The organism is Algoriphagus faecimaris, from assembly GCF_900101705.1.
Classification (GTDB): domain Bacteria; phylum Bacteroidota; class Bacteroidia; order Cytophagales; family Cyclobacteriaceae; genus Algoriphagus; species Algoriphagus faecimaris.
Window position 1 is genome coordinate 1 of sequence record NZ_FNAC01000045.1, and the last position, 18,574, is coordinate 18,574.

Sequence of the window (18,574 nt, forward strand, 5' to 3'; positions counted from 1 at the left end):
ATAAATTACTGCTCTGCATCACTGTACCGCTCTTGATACTGGTTCTAAATCCACAGGAAGCACATTGAAAAGAAAGCTTGTTTTCAAGCCAATAATGCTTGATTCCAGTACATTTCTTACAGATGATTCCTTGCTTGATCCTTTGTGATTTGATGAATTCAACACAGGAAGCCTCGTCAGGAAACCGATTAATGAAATTGATAATATTCATGGTCAAAACCGTTTATTTTGACCTAATTTAAATCGAGTTAAACCCTTAATAAAGCAATTGACACCAACTGTCAAAAAGAACTTATTTGGCTACTGGTGACTTTGCGGATATTCATAAAAAAAATCAACCTTGAGTGTAATTATTTCAAAAATATGCCACTAACCTAATAAAAGACCAATTGAGCGGAGACTTCTACAAATCGTCCATTTTGCCATACGCTGGGATCATCATTAAAATCTGTCGAGCCTACACAGACACCGAAGAGGATTTTGAGGATTACTATCAGGAAGTATGCCTGCAAATCTGGAAAAGTAAAGATCGCTTTCAGGATCAGTCTGAATGGTCTACTTGGGTTTACCGACTGACTTTGAATGTGTGCCTGACACTGATGCGGAAAAGCAAAAAGCAGAAAAAGTATGAAAGCAATGAGCCCAGCCCCGGAGATCAAAAGGAGGCGAGTTCACCGGCAATTTCAGATGAATCACTTAATCAGCTCTACACTGCCATCCGGGAACTCTCAGAAATTGATCGCGCCGTAATTCTCCTGTATTTGGAAGAAAAGTCCTATCAGGAAGTCGCCCAAATCATGGGAACAAACCCGAATAATATCGGGGTAAGAATCAAACGAATTAAAGAACGACTAAAAAAGAAATTAGATGGAAAAGTCAATTGAACAAATCTGGAAAGATGGTTTCCTAAAGCAGGAGGCCTTGATAGCACCAAAGGTCAACAACCTCTACAACCGAAAATCTATCCACTTGGTGGAGAAGTTTCAACGAATGTTTAAAATCAACATTTGGGGAATTATCATCGGTGCAAGCCTGATTCTAATCGCATCCTTCGGAGCAGGGGCAGGGCTGGCTGGCTTAATCATATTTATCACGCTTTTGGCTGTGGCTTATTCCGCCAAGTTGGATTTGGATGGATTGAAGCAGCTGGACAAGGGACAAAGTAGCTTTGAATACTTGAGTTCATTTAGACTATGGATTCAGCAGTCCATCGAGAAATACGGTAGCCTTTACCGCATCGTCTACCCAGTTTTTATTTTGACTTTCTATTTTGGTCTTTGGTTTTCAGATCTACTAGAACCCATCCGTGAGAAAGTAGCAGAAAATTCAAGCAATTTGATTCTTGGATTGCATATGCCCACCACGTTGCTCATTATCGGAGGCGCTGTAGCTATGGGCTTTTTTGCAAAACGGATACATCGAGAGGATGTCGAATTGATGTATGGGAAAATTATGGGAAAACTCGATGAAGCCCTGCAAGAAATGGAGGAACTGAGAAAAACAGGATGAGTAAAGAAATATCCTGAAGAAGTAAAAGCACACGGGAAGAATTTAAAATTCAAAAGATCAAATTCTTGAAATCAAACCGTGTGCAGAATAAAATGAAGGATTTACACGTAAAACATAAAACTCGCTACAATGACCCAAACACCTACTAAGATTCCGATCATCCCGAGTCGCCCTTGAAGCGGAGCAAGCTTCTGAAGCACTTGCTCTCCTTTTTTCTTGGTATCTTCATTCTTTGAAAGTAGTAGTTTATTGATCATTCCATAGCCAAGTAGAAAGCCTAGGACCGCTTGAATAGCAGAGCTTCCAATCCAGGTAATCCACCAAATCGGCCAAGAACTCAATAGCCCTAAATTAAGGATAGCACTGATAACTCCCCAAACGCCCCAAAGACAAAACACCAATCCTATCCAACCTTGGTAGGGAGTAATCTTGTCTAGAAGTTCCTGTGCATTTGGCTTTTTGGAAAGTAGAAGAGAAGGGGCTGCCAAAATCCCCAGTATGATTAATGTGATACCGTAAATCATGATTTTTGTTGTTTTGGTTTAACTTTAATTTAATTTTTAGGCAAAATCATTCCCATTGAGCCAGTTTGACCCATATCAATTGAATAGCAAAGGGGGTTGATTTTGTCAGTAGTGGATCAATATGCTCAATTCTACCGAAGATTTTCCCTAATCAGCAAGTTGCTCCATTGCTCCTGCTCATTGGCAACTTCAAAGTCTATTTTATAGGGGAAATATCGGTTCTCAAATTGTAAGTATCCGAAAAACTGAAATTCTTGTCCTTCATGATTTGTAAACTCTCGAATCCCAAATGGAACATAGCCCTTTAACTTGCCATAAAGGGATTGTAGTTCTGAAATTTTGTCGGGCCAATTTTCCCGGTAAGCAGGATAGTTTTTACCGGGGTCCTTATAGTTTTTAACTTTTTCAAAATTCCCCGATAGAATCATTTCAGAATACTTCCGATAGAGTTCAGCTTTCTGACTGACTTGTAGCAGGATTTCCGAATTGAAGGAGTAAGTGGCAGTCTGTCCTTTTGTCGTTCTCAGATTGACTACTACCCCATCGACCCTAAATCGATCCGAGTCGCTCAACCCTTCAAAAGCAAGGACCGCAATATTTGAAGCCGTTAACTTGGGCATCAAGCTATCAATAATTAGGCTTTGTTGAACAGTAATTTCATAAACAGTCAGCCCTTCTCCATAAGGACCGACTCCACCCGTGACCAAGGCTTGATAGATAGATGCGATATATTTATCACCCTTGTTTTCCAGTTTCTTAGGACAACCGGCAAGCAAAATCACACTAGGGAAAATAATCAAGCCAAGTAAGGTTTTAATGCGCTTTTTCACCTCAAGTTGCTTTAATTTTGAATAGAAAAGCCGAGCCATTCATCTTCTCCGGGACGAATATCCAAGTAAAAGAAATACGGTACTTTTCTCTCTTGAAAATTGAGAAAAGCCTGAAACTGGTAGGCCGCTCCTGATTGACCACCTACCTGGGCAATACCGAATGTTTCATACCCCCGTAGCCTACCATATTTGTTCTCCAAAAACTTAAGCTTTTGCTCCAGAAGCGGTCCGATTCCATCCTTCACGGAATTGGTGTTTCTTCGCTGATCCAAAAGCTCAAACTGTCGATTGAGGATTGCTGATGAAAGCTGGTCAAATAGTATTGCCTTTTCATAAACTCCTTCCATAAAAGGAACCTCGTATGTAAAGCTTTGTGTCAGTTGACCTGCTTTCACAAATTCAATATCGATAGTGGGTACCACCTGCCGCTCCTCATCACTCATTCCCGAATATGTCATCAATGCCATATTAGCAGTGGTGATATTGGGATGAAGTGTATCGAGGATGGGAGTCTGCTGCACGCTCAGCTTGATGAATGGATCCCCGTTTTCTCTTTGGAGTACTTCTTTCGTCAAGCTGGTGCCGTATACTTCTTCTATGCTAGGTTGCATGATTGATTCTGTATTTCCCCCGCAGGCAGCTAAGCTGACTAGAAGGAAGAAACTTGTTATTTTTTTCATTGCTAAGATTCATTTGTTTGATTGTTATTTGAGTAGATCAAAGTCCAGGGCCATCTTTACCAACCCTACGGTGTTTCTGGCGCCTGTCTTGATGAGCATATTTCTCCGGTGAGTTTCCACCGTACCGAAGCTGATAAAAAGTTTTTCGGCGATCTCTTGGGTGGTGCACTCATCCATGATAAGCCGAAGCACTTCTTTTTCCCGTCTGGAAAGTTTGGGGATGACCTGATTTTCCTTTTCGTTGGATTGATTGGTCACACTGTTAATTATAATTTCATTTACTGTTTCGTCGAAGTAGCGTTTTCCTGCATAGATACTGGTGATCGCTTCGATGACTTCATCTTGACCAGCATTCTTTAGCACATAGCCTTTGGCTCCTTGACCGAGCATAAGTTTGATCAAACTAGTCTCTTTGTGCATGGAAATAGCAATGATTTTTATGTCCGGATCAGTACTCAAAAGGCGCTTGGTAGTCTCTATACCATTGAGTCCGGGCAGATTGATATCCATTAAAATCACATCAGGTCGGATCACTTTGATCTGCTCGATCGCATCCTCACCGCTGAGGGCAAACCCCACGACATTGATTTTCTCATGGTTTTGGAGCAATAGCATAAGGCCTTCTATGACCATTTTGTGGTCGTCTACTATAAAAACTTTGATCATACCGGTATATTGATGGTTACAGTAGTCCCTTGATTGGGCACGCTATCCCAGGCAATGGTGCCATCGAGAAACTCTACCCGACTTTGAATACTTTTCAGTCCCAGTCCTCCGGATGCTATTGCCTGTTCGAAGTCAAAGCCTTTTCCGTTATCCTCGACTACGAGCTGTAGACCTTTTCCGTGGCCGAAAAGCTGCATAAAAACCGAAGTAGCAGAGGCATGCTTACGGATGTTTGACAATAACTCCTGAATCAACCTAAATAGGGTAATTTCTTTTGTATTGTCCAGCCTTTCGGGTAATTGATGCACTTCTAGCGTCACATCGTATTTCAGCGTACGCATGTGGCCTGCCAAATCATCCAATGCTCCTTCAAGTCCGGAGATACTGAGTGCATGAGGCATCATATTATGAGATATTCTCCTTACTTCCAGGCAGGCTATATCAATTAAGGAATGCGTTCGCTCCGCTGTATCTTTTTGATCCAAGGGTACAATCTCATTCTCAATGATGGTAAAGTGAGCTTTAATATTACTCAAAAGGCCCCCTAAACTGTCATGCAGATCTTTTGCGATACGAAGACGCTCGGCCTCCTGCCCTTCCAGCATACTGGTCATGGCGACTAATTTATTTTTCTGTGTCAGTTCAGTGATTTTTTTCATCTGAAGCTCTTCATGCTGTTTGGCAAGGAGCTTTTGATACTTCAAGCGATTTCGGTAGAACAGGTAGAGAATTGCTGTGACTGTCAGGGAGGCAATGATACCCAAGATCAATAATTGTCGCTGCTTCCTTCGTTTTTCGATCAGTGCACTCAGTTGCTCATTCTGGTATTTGGCTTCAAGTTCTAAAAATGTTTCATCCTTTTTGTTTTCGATTATTCCGGCATAGAGCGAGATGTAATCCTTTAGATATTCATAGGCTTGATCATAGGCACCGATTTTTTCATAGTAATCAGCGATGGTTTTTGTAAGCAAGGATTTTTCTCTGGCCGAGGAAGTCACTGTCAAGGTCTCATTTAGCCGCTGGACTAGATTACCCAGCCCAACGGTATCATTTGCCTGAAGTTTGGCATCAATTAGAAAGCGAAGATTTGCTTCAGAATTAGGGTTTTGCGGTACCTGCTCGGTGGATTTGGAAAGGTATTCGATGGCTTGCGGATATTTGCTCTGCCTGAGGTATAGGTTTCCCAAATTGGCATAGGTATCGTAGTCATAATTGTAACTAATGGTAGAATCTAGTTTGATGTCCAAACTCTTGAAAAAAAGGGCTTCGGCTTTTTCATATTCATTCATCGAAGAGTTGACTGATGCCATATTGATCAGGCATTTTTTCTGTAGCACTGGATTAGTTTGTTCCAATGCCTGTTCATAAGCTAGCTGGTAATAGTGGATAGCTTTTTCATAATTATCCGATTCGTGAAACATTACGCCCACGTTATGATGCAAATCAGCCAAATAGTCTAAATCAGCATATTCAGCGACGGCTATTGCTTCGAAATAGAACCTGGAGGCAGTTTCAACATCTCCTTTGACAATTTCATGAAAAAGGCCTTTCCCCTGAAGCGCTTTAGCTTTGCCCAGACTACTGCTGTATTCCTCTGATAGATCCATTAGCTGATCCGCTACTAAAAGTGCTCCCTCATCTCCCCGATCGATATAGTCCCAAATCAGATCTTCGTTAATCCCGACAAACCTCAGAAAAGAGCCTTCTTCGTAAAGTCTTTGTGCCAAAAAAGCATTGAATTGTTTTTTTCCAAGCAAGGTTGTGTCCATCCTCAGGCCATATCTGAGGAGTTCAATTTGATGCTCTGAAGGCTCTTTCATTATTTTTTGAATTATCTTCCTGTATTGAATCTGTTTATCCTCAGTTTCGGATAGGAGTCCAATTTCACGTAAAACCAGGTCCAAATCGGCTTTTTGGACCTGCTGACTAAATGAACTGACAGTCGCAGCAAGCACGATCATCCATGATAAGCCTCCAAGAATAAAAGTTTGCCTTTTCATTTGATCTATCTATTATAGAATCGGAGCTTTCCGAATTGCTAGTTCCAATTCTTAGTTTTTAAAGTCTTCCTGATCCAAAAATCACTCGTCAAACTTCCGCTATTAAAGATTTAACTACATTAAAGAAAATAGAAATGCCCTTTTGGATATCTTTTTTCACAGATGTAAAAAGATAATACATTTTACTAAAAGACACTTATTCAAATCTATTTTGCATTGATTCGATATTGGAATCGGTTGGCCGCAGACAAATTTTTCATCGCTACAATGACAATTTTTCCACTTACATTGTTAAGGATAAACTTTTTAGTTTGTCCCTTTGAATTCACAGGGAAAGTGAATGTTTCTAACTGGGTCAGGCTTCCGTCGCGATCCATTGCACAAATCACCACTCCTGTTTGAGCTATGCCGTTGTATTGATTGATGGTGACTTCCAATCTATTATTGAAAGAAGGTGGAGTGACAAAAGTGCTGGAAGCTTGTCCAATGATGGTGCCGTTTTCAATACCCCCATCTACATCCAAAAATCTCGGACCGACGATCTCCCCACTGTTGGAAGCAATCCAATTCCATTCAGTCTTCAATTTCTGAACATCGCGCTTAAATAAACTTAGTTCATTTTTAGCCTGCCAAGGACCCCATTTTTCCCATGTTTTCTCAGCAAGCTTTTTCCCTTGCCCACAATCTTGAGCAAATCCCGGGATAGCGGCGAGAAATAAAAACACAGCAAATACAAGGAGTAATTTTTTCATTTTTGCCAAGCTGAGATCTCTAAATGGAAGCCAATTTATTTTTATCTGGGATTGAAGCAGCCTTTACCATTCCAGGCGTTTTGCCCAACGGGAAGTGCTTCTTCTAGTTTTAAGTGCGGGAGATGTATTTCTGCATCCATTTCAACGGTGCTGCCTTGTACATTAAGGCCAAGCATACTGCGAAGTTGATTGGCGCCTGAGTTACTGACGGTGACAGCTGCATCTACAGACTCACGGGTAAGCTCCACCCTATTGGCATAGATATTTGCCCAGCGCTCAGCCATAGGGATCTCAATCAGTTGGGTTTCATTTCCGTCACTATTGAAATCTACCAAAATCGCCTCATCCAAGATGGCATCTACCCGCATAGCAGCTCCTTTTTCGATGTAATCGTACTTGGCATTACCCGTAAAGAGATTATTGTTCAGTTCGATTTTGGCCCCTTTGTTTAGGATTCCTCCCATATGACCAAATCCGAAGACATTATTTTCAATCTTTGCAGTAAGGTATTGGTCCAGTGCCAGCGCATCCCCACCATAGGTAGCAATAGGATCATGCTTCCAGTTAAATAGTGAGGTATTGTTAGCTATCAAAAACTTAGGCACAAGTTCTGGATTGCTACCAGTGTAGCCAGTTCTAGCATGAATACCATAGCCAGTGTTATTGATTGTGAGGTTATTGCGAATGATCCCCTTACCACCTTGAAAGACCCTGACGGAGAGGGCTCCCTCAGAGGGCGCAGTATTCATCACGATGCAGTTTTGTACTGCTACATTGGTGAATTTACTGGCCACGATGACTATTCCTCCTGATCCCGGAGATGGATTTTGATTAGTACGGGGATCGGCTTTTCTTCTGATGGCAAGCCCTTTGTTTTCGTGGTAGCGGTTTCTTGGGCCATTGTCCACGATGATCCCATCCACTACGATGGTGCCTCCTTGCGAAAGCTGCCCATTAGACTCCCGCTGCTGATCAGTCCGAATGTATATCCTGGGATCGGTGGACTTTTGATAGTCATTGGTACCGGTGAAAATGGTCTTATGATCTCCCCAAGGATCTCTGGCAGTAAATGACTCGTTGTATCCCCCGATGATAGTCACCGGCACATTGATTTCATCACTTCCGCTCGCGCCTCGGCTGAGATAGGTGCCGGCAGCGATACGGATTACATCATTGGGCTTTAGGTGATGGATAATATTGCCTAAGTCCTTTGCAGGACGCTCTTTGGTCCCCAATTGCCCGGAACCATTGGTAGCACTGACAAACCATTCTCTGCCCTGATTAGCAAAATTAGGCGTGGTATTAGGGTTTTCCTGCTCCTGGGCTGATAACTTACCGATCATAGCTAGACATAGGATTCCCAGAAGGAATCGATTTTTAAGGATTTTCATACTCTTTATTTTTTGGATGGAGATAAGAAGAAAAAAATAGCAGCTACCGGCTACTGTTGTAGCCCCAAAATGCTTATTTCCCTTTCTTTCGAAGCCCTGCAATGATTTTTTTCGTTTCTTCGATAGGAGATTTGACAAAAACCCAGTCCCCTTTCCGGTATTGGTACATCCCTGGTTTTTCGTCCATTTTTTTCATAAGAATGGACCACTCTTTGGAGCTATGTCCAAGTTGCTCTTGGACAAACTTAAACCGTTGGTTTTCTGCTCCTTCCGATTCACCTCCTTCTGCATTTCCACCTCCAGTATTTCCACCGTTATTGCCATTTTCGGCACTATCCGCCGCTTCTTCGAGAATTTCCCGGCATCTCTCGGCGTTTTCAGTACAATTTACAATATCCCATTCCTGACATTTTTCCCTATTATCTACACAAATTCCAGCAAAAGAATCCCATCTACCTCCTTCCTCTTGGCCCTTATAAATGGTTCCATTTGGATAATACGTGGTGCCAGACGTTGGATCATATTCTATTTGAGCGGTGGTTTCCAGGCTAATGGATGTAATAGCCAAAAGGGTTAGTACTATTTTAGATATAGTTTTCATTATTTTTATGTTTTAGTTGATCTGCTTGAATGCTTTTTTTCCATATAGATGGAAAAAGAATTCTAAATTCTGTGAGGTTAGTTCATAGATAGAGTGTTGAACTAGCATCGGCAAGCACCAATGCAAAACTTCTGCTTACTGCATTGAGCTCTTTCTCCTGATGTGAAGATGACTTCACATACCTCTCGATCCTCATCTTTGCAGGAAATCCCGCAGCCATTTGGACAGGTCACAGTTATACTCCCAGACCCACAAGAACACGAGCCTGAGGTAGTCCCTACGGGTTGACTCGTTTGATCACTGTATGGTGTCAATAAGTCGATGATTTTCATTTCCAATTCCGTTGCCTGTTTATTTTTCAAGGCATTGCCAATGAATGCCTTCCCATAAAATGTGGGATTGTTCAAAAGACTAGCCAAGAGGTCAGGGTCTATGTCTTTAGATACCAAGGAGAACGGTTGCCAGCCTTTTGTTTTTGTTTTGACCATCAGTATCTTTTGGTCAGCCTTAAGCTGAAGAACTGTCTTTTTTGTTTGCATGATATTGATCAAGACCACTCCCTTTTCAACTTCCCAAAGAATTTGCTTGTCTGCATACTCATATAAAATCTTTTGTTCCTTGGTAGAAATCTCAACCCGTTCAAGTTCTCCTGAAATGGAGATTGGCTGATTGTCCGTGTGATTTAGTCCGGATGCTTTTGAATTAGCATAACTCAAATACCACATGCTAAAAACTGCAATTAAAAGCCCCAATTTTCTAATGTCTTTCATTGTTTTAAAATTTTGGTTGTTTTTGCTTGAATGCTTTTCGGCTTATTATGACAAAAAGTTGTTTTTCAGATACTTAGTCTATTGATAAAGCATTAATAGAGTAATGGTAAGCCGCAACCCCAGGAATATTCCAAGGACCACCATAGCTTATCTCAATTTTAAGTGGCCGATCTGAATCAACTATGAATATTTTTTTATCTCCAATAGCTGTATAGTTTTCTAAGAGAGTCCAAGAACCATTGGCTTGCTGCTCACTTATCTCTATTTTACCATAGCTCCTAGCGGATTTAGTTTCTCTCATGAGTATCCTTACCCTATTTCCACAGGTAGCTCTTGTGTAGTATGTTTTTTTCTGGTTGACCAAAACTTTGTCTTCCTGAAGCCCTGCGGGCCTGATTAAACTACGGGTTTCTCCTTCAATCTTCACAGCATAGCTAAATGTGTGGCCCACCGACTTATTGTCCACTTGCACCATGATATTTTTGCCTTGTACATTGTTCAGCGTGAGATTTCGATAATCAGTTGTATAATTCCCGTTGGCAAAATTCAGATCACTTGGTCTCAGCTGCCCATCTACATAAACTCTCACGTCCGTCTTGGCACGGCCACCTGTTTTAGCAATTTTTACTACCGCTTGATCAGCAGAAGAACGGACGGAGACCTGCCCCTTTTTTGCAGATAGAACAGTACCAGTTTCCGAAAGCATTTCAGCATAACAGGTTTGCGCTGAAGCTTGGCGCCCTATTCCTGACAGTGTCACTAAGACAAAAAGCATCAAAAACTTTATTTGAGGATTTTTCATTGTAATACCTATTAGATGGTAATCGTAAGTCTATCTTAGCTCTTCCCCTCGGAAGTTTCCGCTTGGAGTTGAAAACTCAGCCACATCCTTAGAAGGCATGATTACCTCTCCCAGACAGCGACAATTCTGGCTTTTACAATATGCCGTCCCAACTATATCAGGCATGCAATTGGTACAATTGTTATAAGAGTAGCATCTTAGAAAATATCCATTTCCAAGGTCCAATACTCCATCCTTGACCACAGGAGGGATTTCTCCTTCTCTTTCTGTGATAAAAAGTGTTTTGAACTTGTTGGAATAGCGAATGCTATACCCTTCCATGGGTCGGATCATTCCCTCTCTGTCAATTGTGAAAAATGATTTCTCTTCAATTTTTTCACGAAGTTTCTGGGCTGTTTCCCCCTTTAGCTTGATCCCTGTGATTTGCAATTCAGGGCTCGAGGCTGATCTTTTTGCCTGAGCAAATCCCTGTGTAGCCATCATCATGACTAAGAAGCTGAATAGAAATAGTTTTTTCATGGTTTTTGTACGTTTTGGTATTGCCTACTCTTATTGCTTTTCGGCTGCCGCATTTTTTATTTCAGTTTTCACTGAGTTGATTTTCTTGTCCCAGTTCACCGCCAGAATTGGCTGCTATCGCAAAATCAAAGCGTTCCTGGCTTTGGATATTTCTCACAGTGATGCTCACTACTGAGCCATTTAGATCTGGAAATTGGAACTCAAATGCGTTCATCACATTACTCTCATCTACGGTGAAATGCGTCAGATTTTGTACAATCCCACCTAAAGAATGAGCGCAAATGACGATTTCAATGCCATGAAGCATCATGGGGTTCTGGAGAGAAATGCTCAAATTCTTTCCTGTAATGAGTGTCGTGACAAAAATTTGTCTCTGATTTTTTTTCACTCTCCCGTTTTTCTCTTTTCCATTCAAAAAAAGAATCCGCGGTGTGTCCTTTTTAAGGCTAGTTAGGCTGATGGAGGAAAGCGTACTTTTCAACTCATTGAAATCTTCCTCGATAGCCTCCGGGTCAGTGATGGCTTGATTTAAATTAGCTTTTTCAAGCAGCTCATTGACCAGTGTCAGTTCCCGGCTGCATCCCTGTGCCATTGATTGGCCCAAGATTCCAAAAAGCATCAGCGATATGATCAGAAGTGTTTTCATGATTTCTAATTGATAGCCCTAAACTACTCTCAGACAAGTAGCTCACTATCAAAGAAATCCAGTAGAAGAAAAAAATATGGGAATTCATAGAGGGCAAAAAAATCGGTACAATCACCTCATAGCCCAAGAGTCTTTTTCAAAATATCCTCAAATTCTGCTCGCTTATCTGAAGGATATAATATGGCTTTTTTTTCTTTGAGAGATTTGCTCTTTTTTAAGATCGTAGTTCGCATCTCTCTGCGCTCTGCATGCGATGAGGAATCTTTGAAAAGTCGCTCTGACAAGCTGTTGATTTTTTTAAATTGCTCTTCTGAAATGTTTACCTCCCGATCAGTACCTCCGCTGTAGGTTCCAGAAGAGCTTTTCTCAGGCTGAATTGCCCGATAACTTATTTGGGTAGCAGATACCGAATAAGTATTGTTATTTTGGTCGGTATAGTAGATCATTTCGGTTTGTTTTATACTTGCACAAGCTGCCAATAAGACTGTTAAAAATAACAATCCAACAAAATTGCTGAATATGTATATACTTAGTTTCAATCTTCATTAATGCCTATATACTTTTCCAACTATAGATGCAATATCCAAAACCCAAAGATAGCTAGATCGTACAGTACAGATTTTCTAGATTCAACTCCTCCACAAATAGGGAAACAAAATATAACCCGCTGCCGCCACAATTGCATTGATCGCCAAAAGACTAAGTAACTTATCCGTACTCACCGACCAATCTAGCCCATCCAACGCGTTCTTAGAAATCCGGATCGCCATCAGCAAAATCGGAATGATCACCGGAAAACTCAAAATCGCCATCAAAGTCGCATTATTTCCTGCTTTGGCGGCGATTCCCGAGACCATGGTCAAACTTGCCGAAAATCCCATCGCACCCAACAGCAAATTCAATAAAAACAAACCCTGATCCTGTACCGGATTGCCCAAAATCACCGAAAAAACCCCATACCCCAGCAGGGCTAAAATTAGCGTCAAGCCGGTATTGTAAATCATTTTGGAAAGAATAATAGCCTCAGGAGATGCGATCATGTAGTAATAAAGTTGCCTTCCTTGATGCTCCTGCACAAAACTCTTAGCCACGGCATTGACCGCCGAAAAAAGAATGATAATCCAATAGAGCGCATTCCAAGTCGGAATGGCCAAATTCCCCATTTTGGCACCCACACTCAGATAGGTAATAAAAACTGCCGAAACGACATAGAGCAAAATCCCATTTAGGGCATATTTTTGCCTCCACTCAAGCGTGATTTCTTTTCGGATCAGAATGCCTATTTCCTTTAGCATGGCTCAAAGATAGGACTTCCCGATTTAATTTGGAGCTTTCCGGTGATTGGTGCCTTTCTCATAGGCATAGGTCAAGCGAATCAAGGTCCCTTCATCAAACATCCGTCCCAAAATCTGCAGGCCCGCGGGCATATTCCCCGACACAAATCCCATGGGAACTGTAAAGGCTGGCTGCCCGGTATGAGGAGCGATAATTTGGGAATTATCCCCACGGTATTCCTCCTGAAACCGATCGATTCTTGCTGCAGGATGATTCCAACTTGGATAGACTAAAGCATCTAGGTTTAAAGAATCCATGGTTTTCTCAATCGCTTCGCGAAAAGCAATTCTCCGAGGATCGGAAAAAGCATCTCCACAGGGTCGCTCATCAAGAATTTTATTTTTCTCATTTAATGATGGCATTCTGGCTCTGACAAAATCCGAGGAGGTTTCTACGCGAATCACATCTTCCAGGGTAGCCATGGTGTCCCGCTTCACGTAAGTCTGTAAAAAATCCTCCAAGTCCTGCTGAAATTGATCGCACCATTGATTTTGTCTGAGTTCGCCAAAATTTTCTACTTCAACAGAATCCACGATTACCCCACCTAATTTTTCCATGTCTGCCAAGGCCTGATTAAAAAGTGCAGCAATTTCAGGATTAGGATTATCTTCACTCAAAGTCCGAAATACACCAATTCGAGCTCCTTGGAGTCCATTTTTATCTAAATAAGCCTGATAGCTTTCCGGGATCTTTCCATTGGATTTTGCGGTGATTGGGTCTTTTGCGTCGGAGCCTGCGATGACATCCAGCATTCTGGCAGCATCTTCCACTGTTCGGGTCATCGGCCCGACTACGTCATTTCTGAGATAAAGCGGGACGATTCCCTCTCGGCTGATCAAGCCTAGGGTAGTTCTGAATCCTACCAAAGCATTGTGCGAAGAGGGACCGCGAATCGAATTTCCCGTATCCGTTCCCAGTCCGATGGTGCCAAAGTTTGCCGCTACACCCGCTCCAGTACCTCCACTTGACCCGGCGGGTACATGGTCGAGGTTATAGGGATTGCGGGTAGTACCCACAGTCGAACTTTCAGAATGCATGGGACTAAAAGCCCATTCGGCCATATTCGTTTTGGCGAGTACAATGGCACCTGCCTCCTCCAGTTTTTGGATGATGAATGCGTCTATCTCTGGAATAAAATCCGCCAAGGCCAAAGCTCCTGCGGTGGTGGGTAAACCTAGGGTATTGATATTGTCTTTCACCAAAACGGGAATACCATGAAGTGGCTTTAGCTTTCCGGTTCTGATAAATTCCTGATCCAATTGCTTGGCTCGGATAATGGCCTTGGGATTGATGATAGAAATAGCGTTGAGTAAAGAGTCTGAAGTCTCTATTCGGGCAATGTATGCTTTCACCAGTTCCTCCGAGGTATATTCCTTGGCTAAGTAAGCCCTATGAATATCCGAAATACTCAGCTCTTCCACTGCTAAGGAAGATTTTTCGGGCGCACAAGCGATTAAAAACAAGCTCACAAAAGCTAGAATGAAGAGATTTTTCATCTTTGAATTAAAAAAGAAATCTGGAGAAAATCTCTAGCTAAGTAGAAATCAAAGCAATATTTCAGACAGAATGCTTATTCTGCGCCCAAAATCGCTCTTTTTCAGGTAAATTCTCTAGATAGCTGATTGTCTGTTCATAGCCTCTCTTCTGAATTTGCTTCCATTTTTTGTCATCCATAAATCCTATTCCTTTGAGATTCAGTTCAAAATAATGAGAGACCTTGGATTTGGTTACTTCCTGCTTTTGAAGACTATTTAAGGTCAGCGAATTGATGATCAAAGAGCCAATTCCAGGAATTTTAAAGCGCTTTTTTCCAAGCAGTTTGTCCCAAAACAAGGTCCAACCTGAAGGAGGCTCCGCATAGGAAACCTTGCGATCGGGAAGCCCGGAAAGCGAAACCGCAATAATTTTGGCGACAGGATAGCGATACATGGGTTCGATGGGCAAATTATCCATGACAGCACCATCTACATGCAGGTAATTATTGATAACCACAGGAGGAAAAACACCAGGGATAGCAATACTCGCCAGTATTTGTCTCCAAAGTTTTCCTCGATCATGGACCATTGCACTAGCTTTGGAAAAATTGGTAGACACACAGTAAGAATTGGTCCAGATGTCCTCCATGTCGTAGTTTTTAAACATCTCCTGCACAAAGCGCTTCATTTTCCTTCCCGTCAGGAAAGACACCATGGGCAAAGCCATATCATTGGAAGTCAACTTGGACTTGGCAGAATGGGAACTCGCACGCTCAATTTGTTCAAAATCAAAATCATGAAAGCTCATCGAAATCCCATAAATCGCTCCCGCACTCGTGCCGCCCAAAAAGTCAATTTCTACACCTTTCTCTTGAAGAGCCTTTGCCACTCCGATGTGTGCGTAACCTTTGGTGCCTCCTCCTCCCAGCACTAAACCAATGGCCTGATTGCTGATAATCCGACAAAAACGCCGAATGTCCCGCTGATGTCCCTGGCGAACATGAATATGCAAATCAATAGGCCTATGCTCAAACCATTCCCCAGTTTGGGAAGGCATATCTGCTTCATTGGGATGTAAAAAGAGCAAATAAACTTTTTTGTTTAAGATACTCTTGGAGTACAAATCCAATTCCTTTTCGATCGGATAAAGCCCCTTGTCTGCATTGAAATCGGTAGCCAATATCACCAAATCAGCGTACACGAGGCATTGATGTGACCAGGATTTTTGAGAGGAGTCGCAGACCAAAATATTCAAGCCCTCATGCTGCTCTAAAGAATCGAAAAAATCCTCGTCCTCTTGCTGCTCCTGGGATTCATAATCGTAGACTTGGACGGGTGTTTCCCTTTCCGAAAAATAAGCCATCATATCATCGGTCCATGGACTCAGGTCATGGTCTGACTGAAGATTGATCAGCGCAATATTTTTAGGTGGAGTGGTTCTGTTTTGCTGAAAGGTATTTCTTCGGAGTCGATTGATGACAAATTGGGTCAGAGAAGTAGCCAAGGAAGGGTTTTTGGCTACCAAAGTATGGTATTCATCCCGGGTAAATTCCAAAACAATGGATTTTCGAATGGCCAAGACAGAAGCCATCCTAGGCTCATTGGTAAATAAGGCAAACTCGCCTACGGGTTCTCCCTCACCGATATCTCCCAGTATTCGGACTCCTTTGGGACTCTCTGCAATGGCCCGAAGTCTCCCCGCCAATACAATGTATAATACATCCTGATGGTCTCCTTGATGAAATAAATATTCACCTGTCGTTAATTCTTTCTTTTGACCTATTTCAAAAATTTGATCTAAAGTCTCTTCACTCATCCCACCAAAAAGCTGATTAAATAGCTGGTGATAATGCGCATTAAAATTATCCATTCTTTAGTATTTGGGTTTATTGTAAGAGGCTGTCTCATAAATGGCTCTCATGTCAGCCTGAGCACCTGACCGACGAGAGTGGGGCATTACGTGGGACATTCCTATCGTTTTAGCATACATTTCAATTTCGAGACTCTCCTCTCTTAAGTGCTCCATGTGACAAACTTCACTTTTGCGACAGGCCCTTTTTATCCAACTATTCAATTCTTCCAAAAACTATTAAAAAACTCGCTGATATTCAAACGCTTTTATTCAAATTCGAATATTCATTATTTCTTACAATTTAAACCTAGGCTATTTCTGAAGATCATATGCAGGTTTGATCCACTCTAACACCTGCTGCTTGGGCAATGCTTCTATTTTTCTACCTTCTTTTCCTGTCATGGTTTCGGCGGCAAAAAGGGAGTTGACAATCGCCTCCTCAGTAGCTTCTATGGTCGCTAGAAACAAACCCGTCATATCATCATTTCTAAGCGTAGAAGAGCGTTGCAATGTCCCACTCGGCAAATTATGTGCAATTCTCAATCCTTCAGCAGTAGAAAAAGCAATCACATAATCCCCTGATCCATTGGAGGCTATCCCTCCTGTTTTTGCCAAACCCATCATGGCTCGCTGTGCGATTCGCTCTAGGTTACGATCCAAAACAGGAGCATCCGTTGCGACGATAATCATACAGCTGCCATCGGACTTTTCGAGTGCATCTTTGAAGGGATATTTACCCAATTTTTGACCGACGGGAACACCCGCGATCTGGAGATTTCCTCCAAAATTAGTCTGTACTAAAACCCCGACGGTATAGCCTCCCATGGATTCGGGAAGTTTTCTGGAAGCAGTTCCGATTCCACCCTTCCAGCCAAAACACACTGTCCCCGTACCTGCACCTACATTTCCTTCCTGTACGATTCCTTCTTGGGAGGACAGTATCGCTTTCATCACTTCCTCTGAACTGAGATGCATTCCGCGGATATCATTGAGGTAGCCATCGTTTGTTTCTCCGACCACGGCATTGACCGACTGGACGGATTGATTTCCCTCTTGACTCAAAGAATACCGAAGGACCCCTTCGATTCCGGCAGCCACACTGAGCGTATTGGTCAGAATGATCGGCGACTCTATCGTACCCAACTCCTGCACCTGGGTCACTCCTGCGAGTTTCCCAAAACCATTGCCTACGAAAATAGCCGCAGGTACTTTTTCTTGAAAAAGGTTTCCTCCATGTGGAAGAATCGCTGTGACTCCTGTGCGAACCTGTTCTCCCTCGATCTTGGTCAGATGACCTACTTTCACACCTGAGACGTCCGTGATAGCATTAAGCTTTCCTGTGGGCAAAACTCCAAAAGGTACGCCAAGCTCACGAGCTCTGTTTTGGGCAAAAAGCCATGAAGGGGCACTCCATAATAGCAAGAACAACGTGATCCAATTTTTCTTATTCATCCTTACAAAAATTTGGGAATTGGGTAATTTTTAGATTTTCAAATCCTTCTATCTTGTAATTATACCTATCTTAAGGCCTTCATCCAAGTATTGCCATTCATGCTGAAAAAAGAGCGCTATCAAGCCTTCATTGATCACTTTTCCCAAAATATGCCTGTAGCCGAAACTGAGCTACAGTACGAAAGTCCCTTCCAATTACTTGTAGCAGTAGTGCTATCGGCTCAGTGTACCGACAAAAGAATCAACTTGGTCACTCCCGCATTATTTCGGGATTTTCCAACTCCCGCACATCTGGCAGCATCTCATTTTGATGAGCTTTTTCCTTACATCAAAACAGTCTCCTACCCAAACAATAAGACCAAGCACCTTTTGGGATTGGGAAAGATGCTTGTCGAGGATTTTGGAGGTGAAGTGCCTGAAACAGTCGCCGAGCTAGTCAAACTTCCCGGAGTAGGCAGAAAAACCGCCAATGTGATCACATCTGTGGTTTGGAACCAACCCAATATGGCGGTCGATACGCATGTTTTTCGGGTCTCCAAGAGACTGGGACTCGTCACCTTGAGTGCCAAAACTCCACTAGAGGTCGAAAAACAGCTCATCAGACACATTCCCAAAGAGTATGTACATACAGCTCATCATTGGTTGATATTGCATGGGCGCTACACCTGTCTTGCTCGAAGACCAAAATGCGAGGAATGCACACTCACTCATTTCTGCCGCTATTTTGAAAAGAATTTTGCCAAAACTACCAAGAATATAGATTCCTGAAT

Annotated in this window: 22 protein-coding genes; 3 read left to right on the forward strand and 19 right to left on the reverse strand. The window is 42.3% G+C overall.

The genetic code is table 11. The features are described 5' to 3' along the window. Positions 1-211: transposase (locus tag BLQ57_RS17820; protein WP_139162798.1), on the reverse strand; the 211-nt coding region annotated here is incomplete at its 3' end. Positions 212-419: 208 nt separating this feature from the next. Here BLQ57_RS17820 and BLQ57_RS17825 point away from each other — a divergent pair. Both BLQ57_RS17825 and BLQ57_RS17830 read left to right on the forward strand, forming a co-directional pair. After that, positions 420-884 carry an RNA polymerase sigma factor gene (locus BLQ57_RS17825; protein WP_240507862.1) on the forward strand — a complete coding sequence of 155 codons (465 nt, stop codon included), beginning with the start codon at positions 420-422 and terminating at the stop codon, positions 882-884. Then, positions 868-1,509, forward strand: coding sequence for a hypothetical protein (locus tag BLQ57_RS17830; RefSeq protein WP_087940979.1), 642 nt, complete (start codon positions 868-870; stop codon positions 1,507-1,509). The genes BLQ57_RS17825 and BLQ57_RS17830 overlap by 17 nt, the downstream gene beginning before the upstream one ends. 101 nt (positions 1,510-1,610) lie before the next feature. On the opposite strand, the gene BLQ57_RS17835 is transcribed toward BLQ57_RS17830, so the two are convergent. The 18 genes from BLQ57_RS17835 to BLQ57_RS17915 all read right to left on the reverse strand — a co-directional run bounded on the left by BLQ57_RS17835 (position 1,611) and on the right by BLQ57_RS17915 (position 17,804). Beyond that, positions 1,611-2,033, reverse strand: a complete 423-nt coding sequence (locus BLQ57_RS17835; protein WP_087940978.1) for a hypothetical protein — start codon at positions 2,031-2,033, stop codon at positions 1,611-1,613. A gap of 131 nt (positions 2,034-2,164) precedes the next feature. After that, positions 2,165-2,863, reverse strand: coding sequence for a hypothetical protein (locus tag BLQ57_RS17840; protein WP_139162799.1), 699 nt, complete (start codon positions 2,861-2,863; stop codon positions 2,165-2,167). 11 nt (positions 2,864-2,874) lie between these two features. Next, entirely contained in the window at positions 2,875-3,543 is a 669-nt protein-coding gene (locus tag BLQ57_RS17845) for a hypothetical protein (protein ID WP_087940976.1), read from the reverse strand. Between the two features lie 24 nt (positions 3,544-3,567). Continuing rightward, positions 3,568-4,209, reverse strand: coding sequence for a response regulator (locus BLQ57_RS17850; RefSeq protein ID WP_087940975.1), 642 nt, complete (start codon positions 4,207-4,209; stop codon positions 3,568-3,570). Then, the gene (locus tag BLQ57_RS17855; RefSeq protein WP_087940974.1) at positions 4,206-6,209 is read right to left on the reverse strand and encodes a tetratricopeptide repeat-containing sensor histidine kinase; all 2,004 of its coding nucleotides are present in this window, start codon (positions 6,207-6,209) and stop codon (positions 4,206-4,208) included. Before BLQ57_RS17855 ends, BLQ57_RS17850 begins: the two co-directional genes overlap by 4 nt. Positions 6,210-6,415: 206 nt before the next feature. Then, positions 6,416-6,961, reverse strand: a complete 546-nt coding sequence (locus tag BLQ57_RS17860; protein WP_087940973.1) for a hypothetical protein — start codon at positions 6,959-6,961, stop codon at positions 6,416-6,418. Positions 6,962-7,002: 41 nt separating this feature from the next. After that, on the reverse strand, positions 7,003-8,352 hold the full coding sequence (locus BLQ57_RS17865) for a right-handed parallel beta-helix repeat-containing protein (protein WP_139162800.1): 1,350 nt from the start codon (positions 8,350-8,352) through the stop codon (positions 7,003-7,005). A gap of 73 nt (positions 8,353-8,425) precedes the next feature. Further along, complete coding sequence (locus BLQ57_RS17870; RefSeq protein ID WP_087940971.1) at positions 8,426-8,953, reverse strand: hypothetical protein; 528 nt, start codon at positions 8,951-8,953, stop codon at positions 8,426-8,428. Between the two features lie 101 nt (positions 8,954-9,054). Continuing rightward, a complete protein-coding gene (locus tag BLQ57_RS17875) occupies positions 9,055-9,723 on the reverse strand; it encodes a hypothetical protein (protein ID WP_139162801.1) in 669 nt (222 codons plus the stop codon). Between the two features lie 73 nt (positions 9,724-9,796). Further along, positions 9,797-10,525: a hypothetical protein gene (locus tag BLQ57_RS17880; RefSeq protein WP_087940969.1), complete on the reverse strand. Its 729-nt coding sequence runs from the start codon at positions 10,523-10,525 to the stop codon at positions 9,797-9,799. A 30-nt stretch (positions 10,526-10,555) separates the two neighbouring features. Continuing rightward, positions 10,556-11,044, reverse strand: a complete 489-nt coding sequence (locus tag BLQ57_RS17885; RefSeq protein ID WP_139162802.1) for a hypothetical protein — start codon at positions 11,042-11,044, stop codon at positions 10,556-10,558. Between the two features lie 61 nt (positions 11,045-11,105). Further along, positions 11,106-11,690 (reverse strand): hypothetical protein, encoded by a 585-nt coding sequence (locus BLQ57_RS17890; RefSeq protein WP_087940967.1) that lies wholly within the window; start codon positions 11,688-11,690, stop codon positions 11,106-11,108. A gap of 116 nt (positions 11,691-11,806) precedes the next feature. Further along, entirely contained in the window at positions 11,807-12,136 is a 330-nt protein-coding gene (locus BLQ57_RS17895) for a hypothetical protein (protein ID WP_139162803.1), read from the reverse strand. A gap of 183 nt (positions 12,137-12,319) precedes the next feature. Further along, positions 12,320-12,985, reverse strand: a complete 666-nt coding sequence (locus BLQ57_RS17900; RefSeq protein WP_087940965.1) for a heme exporter protein CcmB — start codon at positions 12,983-12,985, stop codon at positions 12,320-12,322. 24 nt (positions 12,986-13,009) lie between these two features. Continuing rightward, positions 13,010-14,521, reverse strand: coding sequence for an amidase (locus tag BLQ57_RS17905; protein WP_087940964.1), 1,512 nt, complete (start codon positions 14,519-14,521; stop codon positions 13,010-13,012). Positions 14,522-14,582: 61 nt separating this feature from the next. Further along, a complete protein-coding gene (locus BLQ57_RS17910; protein ID WP_087940963.1) occupies positions 14,583-16,370 on the reverse strand; it encodes a patatin-like phospholipase family protein in 1,788 nt (595 codons plus the stop codon). Between the two features lie 3 nt (positions 16,371-16,373). Beyond that, positions 16,374-16,526 (reverse strand): hypothetical protein, encoded by a 153-nt coding sequence (locus tag BLQ57_RS21250; protein WP_169712797.1) that lies wholly within the window; start codon positions 16,524-16,526, stop codon positions 16,374-16,376. Between the two features lie 138 nt (positions 16,527-16,664). Then, on the reverse strand, positions 16,665-17,804 hold the full coding sequence (locus BLQ57_RS17915) for a DmpA family aminopeptidase (protein ID WP_087940962.1): 1,140 nt from the start codon (positions 17,802-17,804) through the stop codon (positions 16,665-16,667). Between the two features lie 99 nt (positions 17,805-17,903). Here BLQ57_RS17915 and nth point away from each other — a divergent pair, with 99 nt between their 5' ends. Then, positions 17,904-18,572: an endonuclease III gene (gene nth / locus BLQ57_RS17920; RefSeq protein WP_087940961.1), complete on the forward strand. Its 669-nt coding sequence runs from the start codon at positions 17,904-17,906 to the stop codon at positions 18,570-18,572. Positions 18,573-18,574: the final 2 nt, after the last annotated feature.

Bases quoted from the DNA above. Each gene is read 5' to 3' on its own strand.
- BLQ57_RS17830 (WP_087940979.1), top strand. From the start codon at position 868: ATGGAAAAGTCAATTGAACAAATCTGGAAAGATGGTTTCCTAAAGCAG.
- BLQ57_RS17835 (WP_087940978.1), bottom strand. From the start codon at position 2,033: ATGATTTACGGTATCACATTAATCATACTGGGGATTTTGGCAGCCCCT.
- BLQ57_RS17845 (WP_087940976.1), bottom strand. From the start codon at position 3,543: ATGAAAAAAATAACAAGTTTCTTCCTTCTAGTCAGCTTAGCTGCCTGC.
- BLQ57_RS17850 (WP_087940975.1), bottom strand. From the start codon at position 4,209: ATGATCAAAGTTTTTATAGTAGACGACCACAAAATGGTCATAGAAGGC.
- BLQ57_RS17855 (WP_087940974.1), bottom strand. From the start codon at position 6,209: ATGAAAAGGCAAACTTTTATTCTTGGAGGCTTATCATGGATGATCGTG.
- BLQ57_RS17860 (WP_087940973.1), bottom strand. From the start codon at position 6,961: ATGAAAAAATTACTCCTTGTATTTGCTGTGTTTTTATTTCTCGCCGCT.
- BLQ57_RS17865 (WP_139162800.1), bottom strand. From the start codon at position 8,352: ATGAAAATCCTTAAAAATCGATTCCTTCTGGGAATCCTATGTCTAGCT.
- BLQ57_RS17870 (WP_087940971.1), bottom strand. From the start codon at position 8,953: ATGAAAACTATATCTAAAATAGTACTAACCCTTTTGGCTATTACATCC.
- BLQ57_RS17875 (WP_139162801.1), bottom strand. From the start codon at position 9,723: ATGAAAGACATTAGAAAATTGGGGCTTTTAATTGCAGTTTTTAGCATG.
- BLQ57_RS17880 (WP_087940969.1), bottom strand. From the start codon at position 10,525: ATGAAAAATCCTCAAATAAAGTTTTTGATGCTTTTTGTCTTAGTGACA.
- BLQ57_RS17885 (WP_139162802.1), bottom strand. From the start codon at position 11,044: ATGAAAAAACTATTTCTATTCAGCTTCTTAGTCATGATGATGGCTACA.
- BLQ57_RS17890 (WP_087940967.1), bottom strand. From the start codon at position 11,690: ATGAAAACACTTCTGATCATATCGCTGATGCTTTTTGGAATCTTGGGC.
- BLQ57_RS17895 (WP_139162803.1), bottom strand. From the start codon at position 12,136: ATGATCTACTATACCGACCAAAATAACAATACTTATTCGGTATCTGCT.
- BLQ57_RS17900 (WP_087940965.1), bottom strand. From the start codon at position 12,985: ATGCTAAAGGAAATAGGCATTCTGATCCGAAAAGAAATCACGCTTGAG.
- BLQ57_RS17905 (WP_087940964.1), bottom strand. From the start codon at position 14,521: ATGAAAAATCTCTTCATTCTAGCTTTTGTGAGCTTGTTTTTAATCGCT.
- BLQ57_RS17910 (WP_087940963.1), bottom strand. From the start codon at position 16,370: ATGGATAATTTTAATGCGCATTATCACCAGCTATTTAATCAGCTTTTT.
- BLQ57_RS21250 (WP_169712797.1), bottom strand. From the start codon at position 16,526: ATGGAGCACTTAAGAGAGGAGAGTCTCGAAATTGAAATGTATGCTAAA.
- BLQ57_RS17915 (WP_087940962.1), bottom strand. From the start codon at position 17,804: ATGAATAAGAAAAATTGGATCACGTTGTTCTTGCTATTATGGAGTGCC.
- nth (WP_087940961.1), top strand. From the start codon at position 17,904: ATGCTGAAAAAAGAGCGCTATCAAGCCTTCATTGATCACTTTTCCCAA.